Source organism: Enterococcus sp. DIV0175, from assembly GCF_050529075.1.
Classification (GTDB): domain Bacteria; phylum Bacillota; class Bacilli; order Lactobacillales; family Enterococcaceae; genus Enterococcus_B; species Enterococcus_B thailandicus.
Genome location: NZ_CP172880.1, coordinates 1,669,204 through 1,688,766 on the forward strand (window position 1 = coordinate 1,669,204; position 19,563 = coordinate 1,688,766).

The window sequence follows — 19,563 nt, forward strand, 5'->3', positions numbered from 1 at the left end:
TGAGCCTCTTGCATTCATAAACTTCACTAAGGTGACCTATCTGTACTGACAGAAAACTTTTGATCGTTCAATTCCAGCTCAAGCAGTTGATTCATCCTTATTTTACAGTATAAAAAAAGAGCGGATTTCTCCACTCTATAAAAGTTTAACTTTTTGAGTCACAACATTTATCTACGTCTTGTTGCTACCTATTTGAAATGAATCATTGTTGATTCGTTTTTTTATATTTACGATACCAGAAAGTACTTAATACAAGTACAATCGTAACAACTCCTGCCCACGCAATCACCGGTTTAGAATCATCATTCGTTTTAGGAAATTTATTTTTAGATTCTTTAAAACTACTATTTGATGTAGTAGATGCATAGTTTTTATTTATTTCTGAGTGAGTTGTTCCCACTACCGAGTTACTTGTGTCAGAAATACTATCCATAGGAACCGTTGTGCTACTTGAATCCATTGTACTGCTTAAATCTGTCGTACTACTCGAGTCTGTTGTACTGCTTGAGTCTGTCGTGCTACTTGAGTCTGTCGTACTGCTTGAATCTGTCGTACTACTCGAGTCTGTTGTACTGCTTGAATCTGTCGTACTACTTGAGTCTGTCGTGCTACTTGAATCTGTTGTACTGCTTGAATCTGTCGTACTACTCGAGTCTGTTGTACTGCTTGAATCTGTTGTACTGCTTGAGTCTGTCGTACTACTTGAATCCGTCGTACTACTTGAATCCGTCGTACTACTTGAATCCGTTGTACTGCTTGAGTCCGTCGTGCTACTTGAATCTGAATTTTCTCCAGCAATAATCATTTCGGTTTGAGAGTATGGAGTTAAATGATTGCTGTCTCCTGGTACACCGTCTTGAATTTTGATAGTAAATAAGCAAGGATTACTAGAATACGTGTTTAACGTAACGGAAAAACTAAACGTACCACTATTCCCAGTAATTTCTAAATCATTGTTATAGTTAATCGTCAAGTTAGGATTTACATTTTCAAACTCAACTATTGCTTGCTCAATCGCTTCCTTATCACCCGAAAAACTGATTGATGCGCTGATGTTAATTGTTTCGCCCACCGCTAATTTTTTTTCACCAGAATTATAGTCAGAAAAATCTCCTGTAAATTTGATGTTATTAACATTTCCGTATGTTGACTGCGCCCAGTTAGAAACATAACTACTTGCCGTCTCTGCTTGTGTCGGTTGATTAAAAACCGTTCCGAGACTTGCCAATGGACCAATTAGTAATGATGATGCAAACAATAAACTACTGATTTTCATATATAAACCCCTTTTCTGCTCTCAAGGGTACCATATGAATAAAATGTTTCAAGGTATAGTCCGATTTTCTAATTTATTCCTTATACAACTGTTATTTATGAAAATATATTTAATCTTATTTCTCATCTAAAAGAAAATAAGTGTCATGCTTTCATTCATTTGCATACTAAAAAATCTTCTTTTTCTTTATTATCTAGTTATCCTATAATACAATATAAAGACATTAAAAAGATGAAAAGCAACACAAAAATTACCGCAAGCATCTCTTTCCCTTGGTTTATCAGTTAGCAAGCCACGCTTTCTTGAATCTATCAAAGAATTTTCTTATGCTAAAAGCACATCAATGAAAGGAAATCACTCATGGAATTCGGACAAAAAATAAAAGAAATTCGTAAACAAAATGCATTAACACAAGAGCAGTTTGCCCAACAACTAAACGTGACAAGGCAAGCTGTTTCGAACTGGGAAAACGATCGAAATCTTCCTGATTTAGAACTGTTGATTATGATTGCAGATCTCTTTCACCTTTCACTTGATGAATTGATTTTAGGAGGAACAAACATGAACAATCTGACTGAAAAACTTATCAACGATGGCAGTGAAACAAAAAGAGCGAAGTTCAACTTATTTACTACTCTCATCGGAACTTTCTTATTACTCTTTGGTTTTGCTTGCTTTTTCATCAAGGGACACTCAGTCGAGTATATCGACTCATCCGGTATCTTACACGAAAATTTCTTTTTGATTCCAATTGGCTTTTTATTCTTGTTTGCAGGTCTCATGGTATTTTTAGCAACTGGAATAACTTATTTATTAACAATATTGAAAAAACGACACTAAAATAAGGGCTGAGACAAAACTAGCCTAACCAGAAAAAAAGCCTAAAATTCGTTTTTGAAAACGTTGATTTTAGGCTTTTTTTATTGAAAAATGGATTAAAAGCGACTAGATTTTTAGTGTTGCCCTACTCTCGTTTTTGAGGTTACAGTTATCGAAGTTTTACTAATGAAAAAGTTAACTAGAAAGAAAATCATCCAATCTTACTACTCAATTTGCTTCCCACACCATAACTAATTCTTTTTCAGCGGTTTCTTCATCGATGTTCCTGTGAGCCTTTTTAAAACCTAGCTTTAGATAAAAATCAATTGCGTGTTTATTTTTTTCATAAACATTTAAAGATAACCGATCATTCAATTCCATTGCTTTTTTTAAAAGTTTTTTCCCTATTTGTTGATTTCGATAGGCTTCTTCCACAAAAACACCTGCAATGTAGCCATCCATAATTCCTATAAAACCAACAATTTTGTCATCTATCTGATCGACAAAAATTTCTGCTTTAGGCAATTCTTTTTCGACCACAGGAAGATTTTTTTCCCAATAGCTTTTCTCAATATAGTGATGCGTTTGGATGTTACTCTCTAACCATATACTGATAATTTCTTGTAGCTCTTTTTCCGTTATCTTTTCTATTTTTTTGATCAATTTTTTAAATCCTTCCAATTCAGCTTTGTTTCTGATACTAACATTTTTTACCAATTTGGGTATAAATAACTCCTCTACTAGCTTTCTTATTGAGGCGAGTAGAGGAGTTCTATTTGCGAGTTTATTTACGAAAAAGCGCGTACTTTTTCTTTATCTGATTCCTAGTGCAATCCGCGCATAACGACTCATTTTATCGGTCGTCCAAGCGGGATACCAAACAAGTTTCACTTCGACTTTTTTCACTTCTTCGACTTCACGCAAAGCATCGTGAATGGAGTCTGTTAGGATATCTGCTAGCGGGCAGCCCATCGTTGTTAACGTCATTTTAATTACTGTGTCGCCATCTTCTGGGTTGAATTCAATATCATAAATTAAGCCTAGGTTCACGATGTCGATTCCCAATTCAGGGTCGATAACCGTTTCTAGTGCAGAAAGAATTCGTTCCTTGATTGCTTCTGTTTCTTGTGCAGACCAGTCTTGGTTTGCTTCTGTCATAGTCGACACTCCTTCATCTGATTTTCGTTTATCATACTCTCTTTTTAATTATTTGTAAATGAGAATTGTGATGCTATGTTCTCGTTTAGCTAAGAATTTTTTTAATTACCAAGTTATTATATTAAAGTTATTATTAACTACTTATCTTTTTTTACGATTTTGTTTCTTTTTAGGTTCCGGCAAGACACCGGTTGAACGATACGTCTTTTGTTCTTGCTCGTTTGCAAAACGACCAAAAACAGATTGTGTTGGCAAAATATTAATAAAGGCATCTTCATCGACCTCATGAACGATTTGATCTAAATCGTATAACTCATAACGTGTAATTACCATCATAATCATTTTGCCATCTTTTTTTGAATAACCGCCAACTGATGGTAATAAAGTGAGTCCGCGTACCATATTTTTCATTAACTCTTCGGTTACTTGGTCTGGTTTGACCGTTACAATCATCGCCGTTACTTTCTGGTGACTTGTGTGAATCGCGTCAACGACTTGTGTCAAAGCATAAATTGAAATAATTGTATATAACGCACTCTCCCAATTGAAAAAGAAGCCAGCAATGACAACAATGATACCATTTAAGATAAACATATAATTACCAACAGTCTTCCCCGTTGTTTGCGATAGAACTAAAGAAATGATATCCATTCCACCAGTCGTAAACCCCATTTTAAGAGAAAGTCCTGCGCCAACCCCAAGCAAAACGCCTCCAACTAAAGCATTCATCAAAATATTATCTGTTACGTGTCCCACTGGCATAATGGTTGTCATCAACGACACACCGAGAACATTGATAAAACTTAAAATCGTAGATCCTTTACCAACTTTTAAAAAACCTAAAATAAACACAGGAATATTTAGTATGAAGATAAAGATTCCGGTATCAGCTTGGATATGAAACCACTCATACAACAAAGAAGCGATGATTTGTGCAATCCCATTCATCCCCGCAGAAAAAACATTTGCTGGGATCAAAAAATAGTTCAAAGCAACAGCTGCTGTTACTCCGGTTATCAAAATCACCACTAATTTCTTCAGCATTTCATTTTTTTGATAGACAGTCATCACTTTGCTCACGAGCACCTCTCCTCTACACCTTATTTCAAATGTAAGAATAACAGTTTCTTAATTAAAATAAAACACCTGTTAGATAAATGAGAAGAATTTTAACAAAGGCTACTTTATAAATGTGGCACTATGCTACAATAAAGAAAACTAATTGTAGCAATAAGGAGGATTATCCATGGCAAAAGATGCAAGTTTCGATATCGTTTCCGAGGTCAATATGGAAGAAGTAAAAAATGCCATTCAACAAACAACCAAAGAATTAACTAATCGTTTTGATTTTAAAGGTTCAACCGTTGAAATCAAATTAGAGCAAAATCGTTTAGTTGTTTTAGGTGATGACGATTTTAAATTAGAACAGATCAAAGATGTTTTATTAAGTAAATTGATTAAGCGTGGTGTTCCAATTAAAAACATTCATTTTTCTGATTCTGAACACGCACTTGGTGGAAAAGCTAAGCAAAATGCTGATTTAGTTAGTGGAATTGACCGGGAAAGTGCTAAGAAAATTACTACCGCAATTAAAAATGCCAAGTTAAAAGTAAAAGCACAAATTCAAGAAGATCAAATTCGTGTGACGGGTAAAAGCCGTGATGATTTGCAAGAAGTAATTTCTTTATTAAGAAAACTTGATTTGCCGATTGAGTTGCAATTTACTAACTATCGTTAAAGGTTGTGGCTCCAAGCGGTCAACTCTGAAAAAATAATGAGCAACTAACAAAAATTGCTTTTCATATTTTTGGCCAGTTATGAATTATTTCGAGGAGTTGCTTGGGGAACACCGTAGATAAAGGTTGTGGCTCCAAGCGGTCAACTCCGAAAAAATAATAAGCAACTGACAAAAATTGCTGCTCAATTTTTTGAACAGTTATGAATTATTTTGAGGAGTTGCTTGGGGAACATCGCGTATCAGATTATGTCGTAAAGCGCCTAGCGTCAACAAACAAAAAAACAGCCCTTGCAAACACGTATTTTGAGTTGCTTGCAAGAGTTGCCACAGAAGCTTAGCTTCACTTCCTTTCGATGAACTAACGCAAAGATTGATTTTCTTCACTAACAAAAAAGAGGCTGGAACAAAAGTAGCCTAAATAAAGAAAAAGCCTAAAATTCGTTTTTGAAAACGTTGATTTTAGGCTTTTTTTAATTGAAAAATGTGTTAAGAACGACTGGCGTTTTGTCCTGAGATCCTTCTTTGATGTTTATTTTGTCGTTCGTTGCCAAAATTGGTTTACCGTTTCATCAAGCCCGCTTAAAGTTTGGACCTTTGCAGCATTTTGCCAATGTTTAGGAAACAGTTGACTATACTGTGGGCTAGCAAAACGCCGATCTGCTAATAAAATAATTCCTTGATCGGTCATCTCTCGAATCACTCGACCAGCAGCTTGCAATACTTTATTCATCCCTGGTAATTGATACGCGTAAGCAAATCCCAACTGCTCTTTTTCGTCATAGTATTCTTTAATCAATTCTTGTTCGTGATTCATTTGAGGTAACCCAACGCCAACAATCATACTACCAATCAGGCGCGTTCCTTTTAAATCAATGCCTTCTGAGAAAATACCACCCAATACACAAAATGCAATCAAGGTTTCCTGAGGATTTTCCTGAAAATTCAATAAAAATGTTTCGCGCTCGTTCTCATCCATCTTTGTTTCTTGAATTAGTACTTCCACCTCAGGATACTGTTCTTTAAAAACCGTTACTACTTGATCTAGATAGCTATAAGAAGGAAAGAAAACAAAATAGTTTCCTGTTTTTCCCTTCGTGAAATGTGCAATCGTTTCAACTAATGCCGGCAAGCTTGTTTCTCGTTTTCGATAAGTGGTTTCAAGATAACTTGCAACAATCACTTGCTGATTTTCTTCTGGAAATGGGCTTGGCAAACGATATGCCAAACTATCTTTTCCACCCAATGTTTCTTGATAGTAAGATAACGGAGAAAAACTAGCAGAAAACAACAAGCTACTTCGTCCTTTTGCTAATGACTGCTCAAGAAAATAACTTGGATCGATACAAAATTCTTTCACTACCAAATCATACAAACTCTTCTCAACTGTTGTTTCATAATGATCGTCATAAAACTCACTGATTTTCAAAAAATGCAACACCTCAAAATAATAGGATAATAACTGTTCTTGCACTGGATGCTCTGGATATTCAGCTAGCCATTCTTTGATATGTTCACTGACTTGATACAACGCATTGGTCAATGAATCTGCAGAAGCTTTTTGATGATGATATGTTTTGGTATCTAACGCTTGTTCAATTTGCTTGAATTCCTTTTCTACTTTTGTAAAACGTCGTCGTAACTTTGCGTATTCTTTTGGAATCTCTTTTTTTATTTTTTTTGTTTTTGCATAAGAGATTTCTGCTGAATACATTTCTCTTGAACGCCCCACCAGATTATGCGCTTCATCAATAAGAAAAAGGTTCTCTTCATTTTTTTCTTCTTCAAAAAATCGTCGCAAATAAACAGTTGGATCAAACAAATAATTGTAATCACCAATAATCACATCGCACCAAAGACTTGCATCCAAAGACAATTCAAACGGACACAGAGTATGTTTTTTTGCATATTTTTCAATCACTTCTCTGGTCAGCTGATTTTCGTGATTCAGTAGATCCCATAAACCTTCATTGATCCGATTATAGTAACCATTGGCATAAGGACACTGGTCTGGATTACACGTTGTTTCTGTTAGAAAACAAATTTTATCTTTTGCAGTAATCGTTACACTTTTTGCTTGTGCTCCAACATCTTTCAAGGCAACTAAAGCATCTTCCGCCACTTGCCGCGTGATTGTTTTGGCTGTTAAATAAAAAAGTCGTTCTCCTTCACCTTCGCCAATTGCTTTCAGACTCGGAAACAACGTTGAAATCGTTTTTCCTGTTCCTGTGGGCGCTTCGACAAAAAGTTTTTGTTTTGTCCGGATCGTTTTATAAGCCGCAACTGCAAGTTCACGTTGTCCTTTTCGGTACTGTTCATAAGGAAATTTCAATGCCATCAACGACGCATTCCGAACAGTCCGCCAATTCTCAGAAAAAATCAGCCATTCTTGATAATCCGCTACTAATTTTGTAAAAAAAGTATCTAACTCTTCAATCGTTTGATGCTCGATTTTCCGAGTAATAATTTCTTCCGTTGTTTGAAAATAAGTTAATTGTAAATTGATTTCTGTCAAGTCGTGCTCATGACTATAGATATAAGCATAGACTCGCGCTTGATGAAAGAACAATTCAACTTGTTCTTTCTCCAAATCTTCAAAGCGTGGTTCAGAAGTCTTGATTTCGTCGATATAATAAATACCTTCTTTTTGAAAAATTCCATCTGCTCTGCCTTCAATCGTTAATTGGTAACCGTCTAAATCCACCGTTTTCTTAAGAAATACTTCTTTTTCATAAGTATCTCCACCTTGCTTTTGCAACTTCCGGTGAATTTTTGCGCCTTCTAATGCGGTATGGTTACTCTTTTTGCGATTATCAATGCTTCCTCTTTTCAAAATAAATTCAACAAGATTTCGCACAGAGATTTTTGATTGTTTCACCACATCCGCCTCCTTCTTTCGTCTATAAGATTACCTGAAAAAAACTCATTCGCAAAGGATGAAATACAATAAACGAACATTTTTTCGTTTTTGAGCAAAAAAAAACACCCTGCTGGATGGGCAGGGATATAGGATATAGAATTTGGATTTTTGGATGAGTTAAATATAACAAGGACAAATTAAAATGTGATGAAAACTCACTATCCTTCCGTTTAAAATCTATAAATACTTTTCATATAGTCTGATAATTCAGATAAGTGAGCTTTTTTGTTTGATCAGGAGGAATACGTTATACTATAGTAAGTAATTCGACTTGCTTGAAAACATATTGGAGGAATTCTTATGCACATTGAACGTCTAAAAACTGGGCCTATCGAAGAAAATTGTTACTTAGTTTATAACGACGAGGCACTACTAATTATCGATCCCGGAGAAGACGCTGATTTGATTCGTCAGCAAATCGCTAAAACCACTCAGCAACCTGTAGCTATTCTGTTGACACACACGCATTATGATCATATCGGTGCCGTGGAAGAACTACGTCATTTTTATGACATCCCTGTTTATGTCAGCCCACTAGAACAATCTTGGTTAGGCGATCCGATCCTTAACCTTTCTGGGCTTGGTCGTCACGATGACATCAATAATATTATCGTTGCCCCTGCTGAATACGAATTTGAAATGAAAGAATATACACTCGGTGACATTCATTTTCGGGTCGTACCTACCCCCGGACATTCAATTGGAAGTGTCAGTTTTATTTTTGATGACTTTGTCGTCTCTGGTGATGCATTATTCCGGGGAAGTATTGGACGAACAGACTTGTATACTGGTAATCTAGAACAATTACTAGATAGTATCAAAACGCAATTATTTATTTTACCAAATGAATTCGCGGTCTATCCCGGGCATGGTGACGCGACTACCATCGAACATGAAAAACAAACAAATCCATTTTTCAATGCATAATCTATTTTAGGAGGAATGTTCAAATGACTGAAACAACTCTTTATATTGTCAGACATGGAAAGACCATGTTTAATACGATCGAGCGTGTCCAAGGTTGGTGTGATACGCCACTCACACGTGAAGGAAAAGAAGGTATACGTCATCTGGGACGTGGATTAAAAGAAATTGAATTCGCTTTTGCTCATTCAAGTGATAGCGGTCGCGCAATCGAAACTGCTCGTACAATTTTAGGGGAGCATTTAAAAGGAAAAGAAATTCCATATTCAATCGACCCAAGAATTCGCGAGTGGTGTTTTGGTTCACTTGAAGGTGGCTATGATAAAGAAATGTGGGGTGTCATCCCTCGTGTCTTGAATTTTCAAACACCTGATGAAATGTTTACCACTGATGTGACCTTTGAACAGATTGCAAATGCTGTCTATGATTTAGATACTGCAGGCTGGGCTGAAACTTATCAAACACTGAAAGAACGTGTCTGGAATGGCTTCGAAGATATCGCACATCACTGCGAGAAACACGGTGGCGGAAATGTTCTAGTCGTTTCACATGGTTTAACGATTGCCTTCTTACTAAATTTGATTGATGAAAAACAACCTGTACGTGCTGGTTTACAAAATGGTAGCGTGACAAAGGTTTCTTATCAAGATGGAAAATTTACTATTTTAGGGATCAATGATGTTAGCTATATTGAAAAAGGAAAAGAACTTACTCGTGATTCTTTTCTATAATCAAAAATACTCGAAAAAACAACTACGTTGACTTTCTTGACGTAGTTATTTTTTTCGTTGAAAGGAACTTTAGAAATTTTTTCTTAATATTTTAAAACAGTTTGGTTTTCAAAAAAAAGAACGGTATACTATAACATGTATTTTGTTTGGAAAGGAAGGAATTTATGTTTTTTGCAAATGTTATTAAAGCAGTTATTTTGGGAATCATCGAAGGCATTACCGAGTGGTTACCTATTAGTAGCACTGGCCATTTGATTTTAGCTGACGAATTCATCAAACTGGATGCTAGCACACAATTCATGTCAATGTTCAACGTGGTCATCCAATTAGGTGCGATTCTAGCCGTCGTAGTTCTTTATTTTCATAAGCTAAACCCGTTCTCACCTAGTAAAACAGCAATTGAGAAAAAAGATACTTGGTCTTTATGGTTCAAAGTGGTGGTTGCTTGTCTACCAGCTGTAATTATTGGATTACCACTTGATGATTGGTTGGAGGAACATTTTCATAACTTCTTGTCAGTCGCTATTGTTTTGATTATTTATGGGATTGCATTTATCATCGTTGAAAAAAGAAACAAAACAAGAAAACCACGTTGGGAATCATTAAACGATTTTACTTATCAAGCCGCTTTGATGGTTGGTTTATTCCAAGTGTTGGCACTTGTTCCTGGGACTTCTCGTTCAGGCGCAACAATTTTAGGTGCAATCATTATTGGTGCTTCACGTTTTGTTGCAACTGAATTTTCATTCTTTTTAGGCATTCCAGTGATGTTTGGAGCTAGCGGGTTGAAAATCGTGAAGTATTTGATGGAAGGAAATACTTTTGGAACTGAAGAAACCGTCGTTTTACTAGTCGGTACACTTGTTTCATTTATTGTTTCTATTTTAGCAATCAAATTCTTATTAAGTTACTTGAAGAAAAATGACTTTACTGCTTTTGGTTGGTATCGAATTATTCTAGGAATTATTTTAATTGGTTATTGGTTTATTAGTATGTAGGAAATAAGAAACGAAGTTGGGGTTTCTCTTGACCCCAGCTTCTTTTTTTATTGTTTTATTGATAATAATTATTATTTGAATAATAGATAGAATCTGCAAATACAACTGATAACCATTATCGTTCTCAATTAGCATATTTTATTATCAATTAGATTTTGACTATGCTATAGTAATTTTGAGAAGGAGGAATGCCCAATGGAACTTTTTAAAAGAAAAGCATTTATTTCTACGATTTTTTGTTTTGTATTCATGAGTTTAGGCTTCATCTTTACTAAACTTGCCCTCCCCTTTGCACCGTTCTTGTATCTCTTGGCAATTGGAATTGGTGGCTTTAAGCAGACAAAGGAAGGTTTGACTGAATTATTTTTCGACCATACATTAAATGTCGATTTGCTCATGGCTCTCGCCGCTATTGGTGCGTGTTTGATTGGAAATTATTTTGAAGGTGCCATGCTGACATTTATTTTTTGTTTAAGTGGCGCGTTAGAAGAATATACGACAAATAAAAGTCAAAAAGAAATTACCGCTTTGATGAATTTGCAACCACAACGTGCCTTAAAACTTTTTGAGAGTGGCGAAACAAAGGAAGTCGATGTAACTGAGTTAACAATCAACGATAAAGTCTTTGTTCCTAAAGGTGCAGCAATTCCAATCGATGGTCAATTAACGAGCCCAGTAGCAACAATTGATGAAGCAGCAATCAGCGGTGAATCCGTACCAGTGGAAAAACAACAGCAAGATCCAGTTTTCGCAGGAACGTTGAATCAAGGAAACCCCTTTACGATGACCGTGACGAAACTTAGTTCGGATACAGTTTTTGCTAAAATTATCCAACTTGTTGAGGAAGCTCAAAATACGCCAACAAAAACAGCTTCCTTCATCGAACGAATCGAAAACACTTATGTCAAACTCGTACTGCTTAGCGTTCCGCTGATGATTCTTCTCCCTCCCTTTTTGGCTGGATGGACATGGGAAGAAAGTTTTTACCGAGGAATGGTCTTACTTGTTGTCGCTTCACCTTGTGCCCTCGTCGCCTCTGCAACACCCGCAACCTTAGCTGCGTTATCAAACGCTGCTAAAAACGGGATTTTAATCAAAGGTGGGATTCACTTAGAACAGTTGGCTGAATTAAAGGCAGTTGCTTTTGACAAAACTGGAACACTGACTCGTGGAAAACCAATTGTAACGGATTCTTTCTTTTTAACAGATGATCCAGTCAGCAAAAACGTTTTAGTTGCTATGGAAAGCCAAACAACACACCCATTGGCTGAAGCAATTACAACTCATTTTGGAAGTCAATCAACTAAAGAATTTCAACAATTGACTGTTGAAGAAATCACTGGTTTTGGCCTTACCACCAACTATCAAGGAAGTCAGTGGCATGTCGGAAAGCATGCTTATTCACTAGCTGAGATTAAAAAAGATGAAAAATTGGCGAGTCTTGTTGAAGAACTAGAGAAGCAAGGCAAAACTGTTATTTTCTTCTCAAAAGAAAATGAACTATTAGCGATTCTTGGTCTGTTAGACGTTCCCAAAACAAATGCGGCAGCTGCTATTCATTATTTCAACGAATCTGCTATTCATACCAGTATGATTACTGGCGATAACCTTGGGACTGCCAAAGCAATTGCTACCCAAGTAGGTCTTTCCGCTTTTCATGCCGGGTGTACGCCTGAAGAAAAAACAGCGCTCATCAAACAAGAACAAATAAAGTATCAGACAAATGCAATGGTTGGTGATGGTGTGAATGATGCACCAGCTTTAGCTACCGCGACCCTTGGTATTGCTATGGGAAAAGGAACTGATATTGCGATTGACGTTGCCGACCTCGTTTTAATGAATAGTGACTTAGACAAATTAGTATACAGTCATCGTCTCTCCTTGAAATTAAAACGAATCATTAAGCAAAACATCGTCTTTTCTGTTGGTGTAATTGTTTTATTGATTCTTTCAAACTTCCTTCAATTTTTAAATTTACCTTTTGGTGTGATTGGTCATGAAGGCAGTACTATTTTAGTGATTCTCAACGGACTACGAATGTTACAACCATTAGCGCCTTTGAAAAACGATGATTCTAAACGATGCACACCTTGTCCATTGTACCAAGCGGCAATTACACATTAAAATTAAAAAGGTTGTGAACCCCCGTTTGCCTTTAAGAAATAATTTTTTTCTGATTATTTAAAGCACGAACGAGCCTCACAGCCTTTTTGTGTTTCAATCCACGAACTTTTTTCTATTCTCTCATTGCTTCACCACATCTCCACTTTTGTTTGGATAATTGAAATGGTATGATTAACTTCTAAATAAAGGAGGTCTCTTAATGGAAAGCTGGTTATTTCTTGGTCTTATTTTATTGATTGCATTTATTGCAAAAAACCAAAGCTTACTGATTGCGACAGGTTTTGTACTCTTACTTAAATTGATTCCCCTTTCAAAAAATATCTATCCTTGGCTTCAAGGAAAAGGGATCAATATCGGAGTTACCATCATTACTGCAACAATTTTGATTCCGATCGCTACGGGCGAAATTGGTTTAAAAGACTTGTTAGAAGCTTTTAAATCACCAATGGGCTGGGTTGCTATTTTTTGTGGTGGTTTGGTTGCGGTCCTTTCTTCAAAGGGAGTTGGTCTGATTGCTTCTGATCCTCAGATTACTGTAGCTTTAGTTTTTGGAACAATTCTTGGAGTTGTTTTCCTAAAAGGAATTGCTGCTGGGCCTGTTATTGCATCTGGCATCGCCTATTGTATCTTACAACTCATTTCAATCGGAAAATAAAAAAGCTTATCTTTGGTGTGCCCAAAACAAGTCGTAATCTCGACGATTGAGTCACACTAAGATAAGCTTTTTTTCTATTTATTTGACACCTTCTGCTTCCATGACAACTTTTTTTATAAGCCAAAACATAAAAAATAACCAAAGATGAAAAACAGTAAATAACAAAATAATCAATAATTTTTCAAAACTCCATTCAAAAAAGACAATTTGAATGACCCTCAAAGGTTCTTTGAACAAATAAATTGAATGAATCCTCGGTGGAAATCTTCCTACATACACTCCAAGCGAAGATAAAAATGAAAAAATCATCAATGAACAATTTTTCAATGCTCTCGTTTGCCCAAATAGCGGGAACGTTTCAATGATTTTTTCAGCTAAAGTAAATCCTAATAAAACATACGTAAAAACCAATAACGCTAAAATCACGAACAGCGTCCAGTGTCTAACATCTGGTATCCCAGCTAACTCGGCTGGCGCATAAATGTGCAATCTCTTTACGTGAACAAAGTCAGTTAATAAGTAAGGGATATTAGGAAAAAAGAGTAACCAGATTGGTAACAATACATAACTACTCTTTTTGGTCTTATTTCGCAAAATCTGGTAGGATAATTCTATAGGAAGATACGCAAGAAACGTGTTAACTGGTAAAAAAACTAATGGAGTATCTGGGATGAATGTGACAACCATGACAGCGGCTGTCAACAAACGAACAAACCAAATAAACATCAAACCACTCCTTTTCTCTCATATTGTAACGAATATTTTCGTGTAATGCACCTTAGTTTTCAACAAGAACATTGATATTTTGCTGTTTCTTAATAAATGATTATGCAAAATCCATGGTATACTGATAGGGAGGTGAATGCAATGTTAGAAAAAATAAAATATTTCTTTGGTACTATTGGCTGGTTTGTCTTGGCTATTCTATTGATTTTAGGCTTAGCATATGTTCTCTTTCCTGACTTGATCCAAAATGTTTTCCAATTTAAATTTTAAATCACAACGATTGATTTTTCTCAATCTTTTGTTCGTTTAAGAGTTGCTGCCTAGCCGAAAGACTTCTGGTGACAACTCTTTTCTTTTTTGGCTCAAATGCACTTTTTTTGCTATACTAAATGTTAAGAACATCAGAAAATGATGTCAGATTGTTACAATTAATAGAAAGGAAGACGCTCATGGAAACCTTTGAAGGTCTTTTAATAGATACTTATGTACTACAAGAACAACCTATGATGCTAACCGGCATCAATCTTCAGCTTGAAGATCGCGTAATTAACGGCTTGTTAAAAGATCGTTATTTAGCTAAATATATTTTACGCTTACCATTGAACAAGTATGTCCTAGAAGTTTCAGGAAAATGGAACCGTAGAAATCAATTAGTTATCAAAAAGATGATCATCAAAAATATTGATGAATATATCAAAATCGTCGGCACGCCTGAGTAACTGTTTTCATGATATTTTCAAAGTTATAAAATAACTAATGATTCCGATCATAAACATTTATTAAATCAAGAATGTAATCCCTTTTCAAAAAATACTTTGCAAACGGTAGCACTTGTTATATAATATCCATGTACCAAACATTCCCATTCAAATTTTGTTTTAAACTATAGATCTAATCTAGTTTGGTTAACGCTATTGTCTCCCACAATAGCGTTTTTTTGTTGCCTACTTCCCTAGCTCACTGTCAGGTGCTTTATTTTATTCATTTATTGATAAACAACCAAAAAAATTGCGTTCTTTTACTGTTAAGGAAAAAAACTTGTCATGTTCATATTGCAAAGATAGCTTCCTTTAGGTATAATAATGAATGTTGAATTATGCGGTAACTCGCGTAAGAACTTAAATTATCGGAGGTGAAACTAATGCCAAACATTGAATCTGCAATTAAACGCGTTCGCACAAGCGAAAACGCTAATGTAAAGAATTCATCTCAAACAAGCGCTATGCGTACTGCTGTCAAGAAATTTGAAGACGCTGTTGCTTCAGGTGCTGAAAACGTAGATGCGTTATATAAAGAAGCTGTTAAAGCAATCGACATGGCTGAGTCAAAAGGTCTAATCCACAAAAACAAAGCTAACCGCGACAAATCTCGTTTAAGCAAAAAAATTGCTAAATAATAAAAGAATCGGCTGATGCCGATTTTTTTATTTGCTGATTATCAAACAGGGGGTTAGGACAAAACCAATATGTTTTGTCCTAACCCCCTGTTTGATTGTTTTCTTTGACTTATTAAACACACATCTATAAATTTAAGCAAAATAAGCGCGCCAAACAAAAATGACTACGTATTGTTTCATACACTTTTTTTCTCGAATCCTATGTCACGAATTCTATGTTCAGTTATGTTTTTGTCTACTTCCTAACTAATTGTCCAGCTTGCAAAACAAATAGTTGGAAACTTAATTCTTTATCAATTTGCCCTGTTTTGATTTGGTAATCCAACTCCACCAATCGATCAAATAGTCGTATCAATAATCCTTCGTCAAAACGACGAACTTCTTGCATCGCTAACTTGACCCGGTAAGGATGGACCTTTAATGTTTCTGCAATATTTGCTTGCTGGTAGCCAATTTTAATTAAAAATTTTGTTTGTAGTAATAAGCGCAATTGTGCCAATAAAATGGCATTGATTTTGATTGTTTCTTCTCCTTGCAAGACTAAATCTTCATATAGTCGCAATGCCTGTTCTGTATTCCCAGTTAACACATATTGTGTCATATCGAAAAGATTATGCTCCAGCGTTTTAGGCACAAGCTGTTCCACTTCTTTGGTCGTGATTTTCTTTTGGTCTTGTGCAAAAAGCATTAATTTTTGCAGCTCTCGCATCAATTTTGATAAATCTAGATCCGTTAATCGTAAAAATAAATCGATTGCGTAACGATCCATCTCAATTTCTGAGTTATTTAGCGTGTTCATCAAATATTGACGGACTTCTTTTTCATTTAGTTGCTTAACATCAATTGTGATTGCTGTCTTTTTTAACTGCTTTGTTACTTTTTTTCGTTCATCTAGCTTCTCATACGGTGCAAAGAAAACCAACACGGTGGACTCTAATGGTGCTTTTAAATAATCGACTAATAAATCGGTATTTTGCTCAATCCCATTATTAACTTTCTCACCAGTTAAAAAATAAGGATTTTCTACGAATACTAATCGTTGCTCTCCAAAAAATGGAAGAGTTTCCGCCTCTGCGACTACTTCGTCCAAACTAGCATTTTCCATATCAAAACTCAAAAAGTTTAAGTCATCTTTACTATCAACTTGTATTTTTTTCAAAATTTCTTCTCGCACTTGATCTTGTAAAAATTTTTCAGTTCCTAAAACTAAGTAACAAGGTTGTAATTTTTCTTTGCGAATTTTTTGTAAGTCTGCTTGCACGCTCAAATTATTCACCACTTTCAAAACTTATCCTACCATTTCAAGAATTGAATTACCAGCCTTCCATCGTTTGAATTTCCTCTGCTACATCAAATGGTTTCCAAAGAAAACGAATCATTCCTTCCTCATCTGTTCTACGGTAGGCAATGTGTTGTTTCGTTAAACTAGTTAACACTTCTTGATGTGGGTGACCATATAAATTATTTGCTCCACAGGAAATAATTGCTAATTTTGCTTGAAGTTGTGACATCAATAAAGGGCTGGTTGAACTTCTGCTTCCATGGTGTCCTAACTTGACAATATCCGCTCTTAACAGAGGGTATCGCTTCGCTATTTTTTCCTCTGTTGTTTGGTCTAAATCTCCCAAAAATAAAAATTTTCGTTGGTTGACTTCTGCTAAAAGAACAACAGAGTCCTCATTTTCCCCCTTTCCTTGACTCAAAGGTGCCAATACGCGCAGTCCAAAATAACCAGTGATTTCTTGCCCCGCACCTATTTCTTGAACAATTGTCCCTTGTTTCTTTAGTTGATTCAGCTGGTTCTTGACCTCTTTCGTTTTCCCAGACCCTTTACCGATAAAAATAGTTTCAATGGTAAAATGTTTTGCTAAATTAGCAAGTTCACCTACATGATCTGTATCATCATGGGTCAAAATCAATCGATGAATTGTTCTGATTCCTTGTCCTTTTAAAAACGGAACGAGATTATAATCAGAGTATGCTCGTTTTGGACGTTCTCGCCACTTTTCTTTATTAAAGGATAACTTACCACCTGTATCGATCAAAACGTTTTCTCGTCCATTAGGTGCCTTTAAAAGAATGCTATCTCCTTGGCCAACATCAATAAAAGTCACTGAGGTTGTCAAATCAAACTTTGTTCCATGACACAAAATGAACGGAACAAAAAAAGAAAGGATCATCCGTTTAAACAAATCATTTTTTCGAAAAGAAATAGTGTGAAGAGATAACAGATATACCATAGTTAACAAAAAGAGTAAACTATCTGGGCGCCCAACGATCAAATTGCCAAATGTCAGTTGCTTCGTCAATTGCTCCAAATAACCTAATCCTTCATTTAAAGCAAATAAAAGACTACTTGGTAGATAATTATGTAAAAAGAAAATACTAACTACAAGCGGCAACAATAAGTATTCAAATAACGGTAAAAAGAGTAGTGTCAAGAACATCCCAAAAATTGGCCATTGAAAAAAATGCCAAATGATTAATGGCATCATGACTATGCTAAAGATAGCCAACTTCATAAAATATTGAAATATGCCTTGCCTTCTTTCAGATAACGGCAAAATAATAAACAAAAAACTAAACCAAAGACTTAATTGACCTCCAGTTTGATAAAGTGTCAAAGGTTCCAGCAACAACAATAGCCACATAACAACTGCGAAACGATCCATTGCAGACAATCGTAACTTAAAACACTTTCCTACTAGACGAAGTAAAAACAAGAAGCTCGCACGTAAAATAGACACAGATCCCCCGGATAGTACAACATAACATAGTGTGATAATCAGCAAGAAACCAGTATTTTCTTGCACTGTCCCTCCCAGTCGTCTAAAAACATAATAGATCCAACCTAAGTAGACCTGGATATGTAGTCCCGACAAACTGAATAAATGAAGCAAGCCCGTATCTTGGTACACTTCTTGGGAGTCAGTGAAAGTCGCATCTTTGTAACCAAATAGTAAAGCGTTAACATACACCCCTACTTTATCTGGTAGATGTTTTTTGACGTGCATGATTCCAGCAGCTCTTTTTCGTTGTAAAAAATTACGCCAAGTATGATGCTCTTGAATTTTTTTTACTTTTTGAATTGTAAATTTCCCCATTATTCGTTGGCTCTTAAAATAGGCGGTTTGGTCAAAATTATAAGGATTTCGCGCTCGTTCAGGCTCTTCGAACTCACCGCTTGCCCATAAAATAAAAGCTGTTCCTCGAAGATTTTTAATTTGAATCAGTTCCTCTTCAGACTGGACTCGATAACTCAACTGAATTTTTTGCTGTTTTTCATCTATCAGTGTTCCAATCAATGTAATAAAATCACCTGATTCACGCATTGTATCAGTGTTAATCATGAAGCTACTGGAAGTTGACACCTTTGGTTGAATCGCTGGTTTTTCTAAAAATAAACAAGATGAAAATACCAGAGCGCCACCAACTAAGCTTAAAAACAAAATCGAACGATCTTCTTTTAAACAAATCCAGAAAAAAAGGCTGGCAAAAATCAAACGATATTGCCAGCTTTCTGTATAATAACTTAAACTAATCAAGCCAGAAATCAACGCAGGAAAAATCAAGCGATTTTGGACAAGACGAAGTTTTAAACTAAACGTGTTCACCAGATAGCTCTCTTTGTAGTTTAGAGAAGTAGGCTGAATCTAGTGATACTTGATGGATTGATGCACCCATTTGATCAATCAACGAAAGTGCATACGCATCATTTCGATAATCATGTAGATAATTGATTTTAGTAATACCAGCTTGTAATAATGCTTTCGTACAAGCCAAACATGGGAAATGGGTCACGTAAATCTCTGAACCTTCTGTGGGGATTCCTAGCTTTGCACATTGAAGTAAAGCGTTCATCTCCGCATGAATTGTTCGCAGACAATGACCGTCGACAATGTAACATCCTTCATCAATACAGTGAACATCGCCACTTACAGCGCCATTGTATCCACCAGCAATGATGCGTTTTTCTCTAACCAAAGTCGCTCCGACTTCTAATCGTGTACACGTACTACGTAAAGATAATAATACAGATTGGGCCATAAAATACTGGTCCCAAGGAATTCGATCATTGCTCATTTTCTTCACCTCTGTGAG

At 35.8% G+C, this 19,563-nt stretch carries 19 protein-coding genes; 10 read left to right on the plus strand and 9 right to left on the minus strand.

Annotated elements, in window-relative coordinates; translation table 11 throughout:
* Positions 1–202: 202 nt before the first annotated feature.
* Entirely contained in the window at positions 203–1,276 is a 1,074-nt protein-coding gene (locus IGJ76_RS07820) for an LPXTG cell wall anchor domain-containing protein (RefSeq protein WP_430596540.1), read from the minus strand.
* A gap of 360 nt (positions 1,277–1,636) precedes the next feature.
* On the opposite strand from IGJ76_RS07820, the gene IGJ76_RS07825 reads away from it, so the two are divergent.
* Complete coding sequence (locus IGJ76_RS07825) at positions 1,637–2,116, plus strand: DUF3955 domain-containing protein (RefSeq protein WP_075492250.1); 480 nt, start codon at positions 1,637–1,639, stop codon at positions 2,114–2,116.
* 207 nt (positions 2,117–2,323) lie between these two features.
* Here IGJ76_RS07825 and IGJ76_RS07830 read toward each other — a convergent pair whose 3' ends face one another.
* From IGJ76_RS07830 to IGJ76_RS07840, 3 genes are all read right to left on the minus strand, one after another.
* Entirely contained in the window at positions 2,324–2,758 is a 435-nt protein-coding gene (locus tag IGJ76_RS07830; protein ID WP_075492254.1) for a GNAT family N-acetyltransferase, read from the minus strand.
* Positions 2,759–2,908: 150 nt separating this feature from the next.
* Entirely contained in the window at positions 2,909–3,253 is a 345-nt protein-coding gene (locus IGJ76_RS07835; protein WP_067481306.1) for a metal-sulfur cluster assembly factor, read from the minus strand.
* 141 nt (positions 3,254–3,394) lie between these two features.
* On the minus strand, positions 3,395–4,321 hold the full coding sequence (locus IGJ76_RS07840) for a YitT family protein (RefSeq protein WP_067481354.1): 927 nt from the start codon (positions 4,319–4,321) through the stop codon (positions 3,395–3,397).
* A gap of 178 nt (positions 4,322–4,499) precedes the next feature.
* Here IGJ76_RS07840 and IGJ76_RS07845 point away from each other — a divergent pair, with 178 nt between their 5' ends.
* Positions 4,500–4,991: a YajQ family cyclic di-GMP-binding protein gene (locus IGJ76_RS07845; protein WP_067481304.1), complete on the plus strand. Its 492-nt coding sequence runs from the start codon at positions 4,500–4,502 to the stop codon at positions 4,989–4,991.
* A gap of 529 nt (positions 4,992–5,520) precedes the next feature.
* On the opposite strand, the gene IGJ76_RS07850 is transcribed toward IGJ76_RS07845, so the two are convergent.
* Positions 5,521–7,869, minus strand: a complete 2,349-nt coding sequence (locus IGJ76_RS07850) for a helicase C-terminal domain-containing protein (protein ID WP_430596541.1) — start codon at positions 7,867–7,869, stop codon at positions 5,521–5,523.
* Between the two features lie 339 nt (positions 7,870–8,208).
* Here IGJ76_RS07850 and IGJ76_RS07855 point away from each other — a divergent pair, with 339 nt between their 5' ends.
* From IGJ76_RS07855 to IGJ76_RS07875, 5 genes are all read left to right on the plus strand, one after another.
* Complete coding sequence (locus tag IGJ76_RS07855) at positions 8,209–8,835, plus strand: MBL fold metallo-hydrolase (protein WP_067481300.1); 627 nt, start codon at positions 8,209–8,211, stop codon at positions 8,833–8,835.
* A gap of 23 nt (positions 8,836–8,858) precedes the next feature.
* Positions 8,859–9,563, plus strand: coding sequence for a histidine phosphatase family protein (locus IGJ76_RS07860; RefSeq protein ID WP_075492097.1), 705 nt, complete (start codon positions 8,859–8,861; stop codon positions 9,561–9,563).
* 164 nt (positions 9,564–9,727) lie between these two features.
* The gene (locus IGJ76_RS07865) at positions 9,728–10,561 is read left to right on the plus strand and encodes an undecaprenyl-diphosphate phosphatase (RefSeq protein WP_067481296.1); all 834 of its coding nucleotides are present in this window, start codon (positions 9,728–9,730) and stop codon (positions 10,559–10,561) included.
* Positions 10,562–10,756: 195 nt separating this feature from the next.
* Positions 10,757–12,685 carry a heavy metal translocating P-type ATPase gene (locus IGJ76_RS07870; RefSeq protein WP_067481294.1) on the plus strand — a complete coding sequence of 643 codons (1,929 nt, stop codon included), beginning with the start codon at positions 10,757–10,759 and terminating at the stop codon, positions 12,683–12,685.
* A gap of 199 nt (positions 12,686–12,884) precedes the next feature.
* Complete coding sequence (locus IGJ76_RS07875; protein ID WP_067481293.1) at positions 12,885–13,340, plus strand: DUF441 domain-containing protein; 456 nt, start codon at positions 12,885–12,887, stop codon at positions 13,338–13,340.
* 78 nt (positions 13,341–13,418) lie between these two features.
* Here the strand turns inward: IGJ76_RS07875 and IGJ76_RS07880 are convergent, their stop codons facing one another.
* Entirely contained in the window at positions 13,419–14,066 is a 648-nt protein-coding gene (locus IGJ76_RS07880; RefSeq protein ID WP_082904056.1) for a DUF1361 domain-containing protein, read from the minus strand.
* A 141-nt stretch (positions 14,067–14,207) separates the two neighbouring features.
* On the opposite strand from IGJ76_RS07880, the gene IGJ76_RS07885 reads away from it, so the two are divergent.
* The 3 genes from IGJ76_RS07885 (at position 14,208) to rpsT (ending at position 15,462) form a co-directional block, all read left to right on the plus strand.
* Positions 14,208–14,336: a hypothetical protein gene (locus tag IGJ76_RS07885; protein ID WP_256869128.1), complete on the plus strand. Its 129-nt coding sequence runs from the start codon at positions 14,208–14,210 to the stop codon at positions 14,334–14,336.
* Between the two features lie 179 nt (positions 14,337–14,515).
* The gene (locus IGJ76_RS07890; RefSeq protein ID WP_067481291.1) at positions 14,516–14,785 is read left to right on the plus strand and encodes a hypothetical protein; all 270 of its coding nucleotides are present in this window, start codon (positions 14,516–14,518) and stop codon (positions 14,783–14,785) included.
* 422 nt (positions 14,786–15,207) lie between these two features.
* Positions 15,208–15,462, plus strand: coding sequence for a 30S ribosomal protein S20 (gene rpsT / locus IGJ76_RS07895; protein WP_067481289.1), 255 nt, complete (start codon positions 15,208–15,210; stop codon positions 15,460–15,462).
* Positions 15,463–15,697: 235 nt separating this feature from the next.
* Here the strand turns inward: rpsT and holA are convergent, their stop codons facing one another.
* Genes holA through IGJ76_RS07910 form a run of 3 tightly spaced genes read right to left on the minus strand, consistent with a single transcriptional unit; the run spans position 15,698 to position 19,545 of the window.
* Positions 15,698–16,741, minus strand: a complete 1,044-nt coding sequence (gene holA / locus IGJ76_RS07900) for a DNA polymerase III subunit delta (RefSeq protein ID WP_067481287.1) — start codon at positions 16,739–16,741, stop codon at positions 15,698–15,700.
* A 34-nt stretch (positions 16,742–16,775) separates the two neighbouring features.
* Positions 16,776–19,076: a DNA internalization-related competence protein ComEC/Rec2 gene (locus IGJ76_RS07905; RefSeq protein WP_430596542.1), complete on the minus strand. Its 2,301-nt coding sequence runs from the start codon at positions 19,074–19,076 to the stop codon at positions 16,776–16,778.
* Positions 19,063–19,545, minus strand: a complete 483-nt coding sequence (locus IGJ76_RS07910; protein ID WP_067481282.1) for a ComE operon protein 2 — start codon at positions 19,543–19,545, stop codon at positions 19,063–19,065. The genes IGJ76_RS07905 and IGJ76_RS07910 overlap by 14 nt, the downstream gene beginning before the upstream one ends.
* Positions 19,546–19,563: the final 18 nt, after the last annotated feature.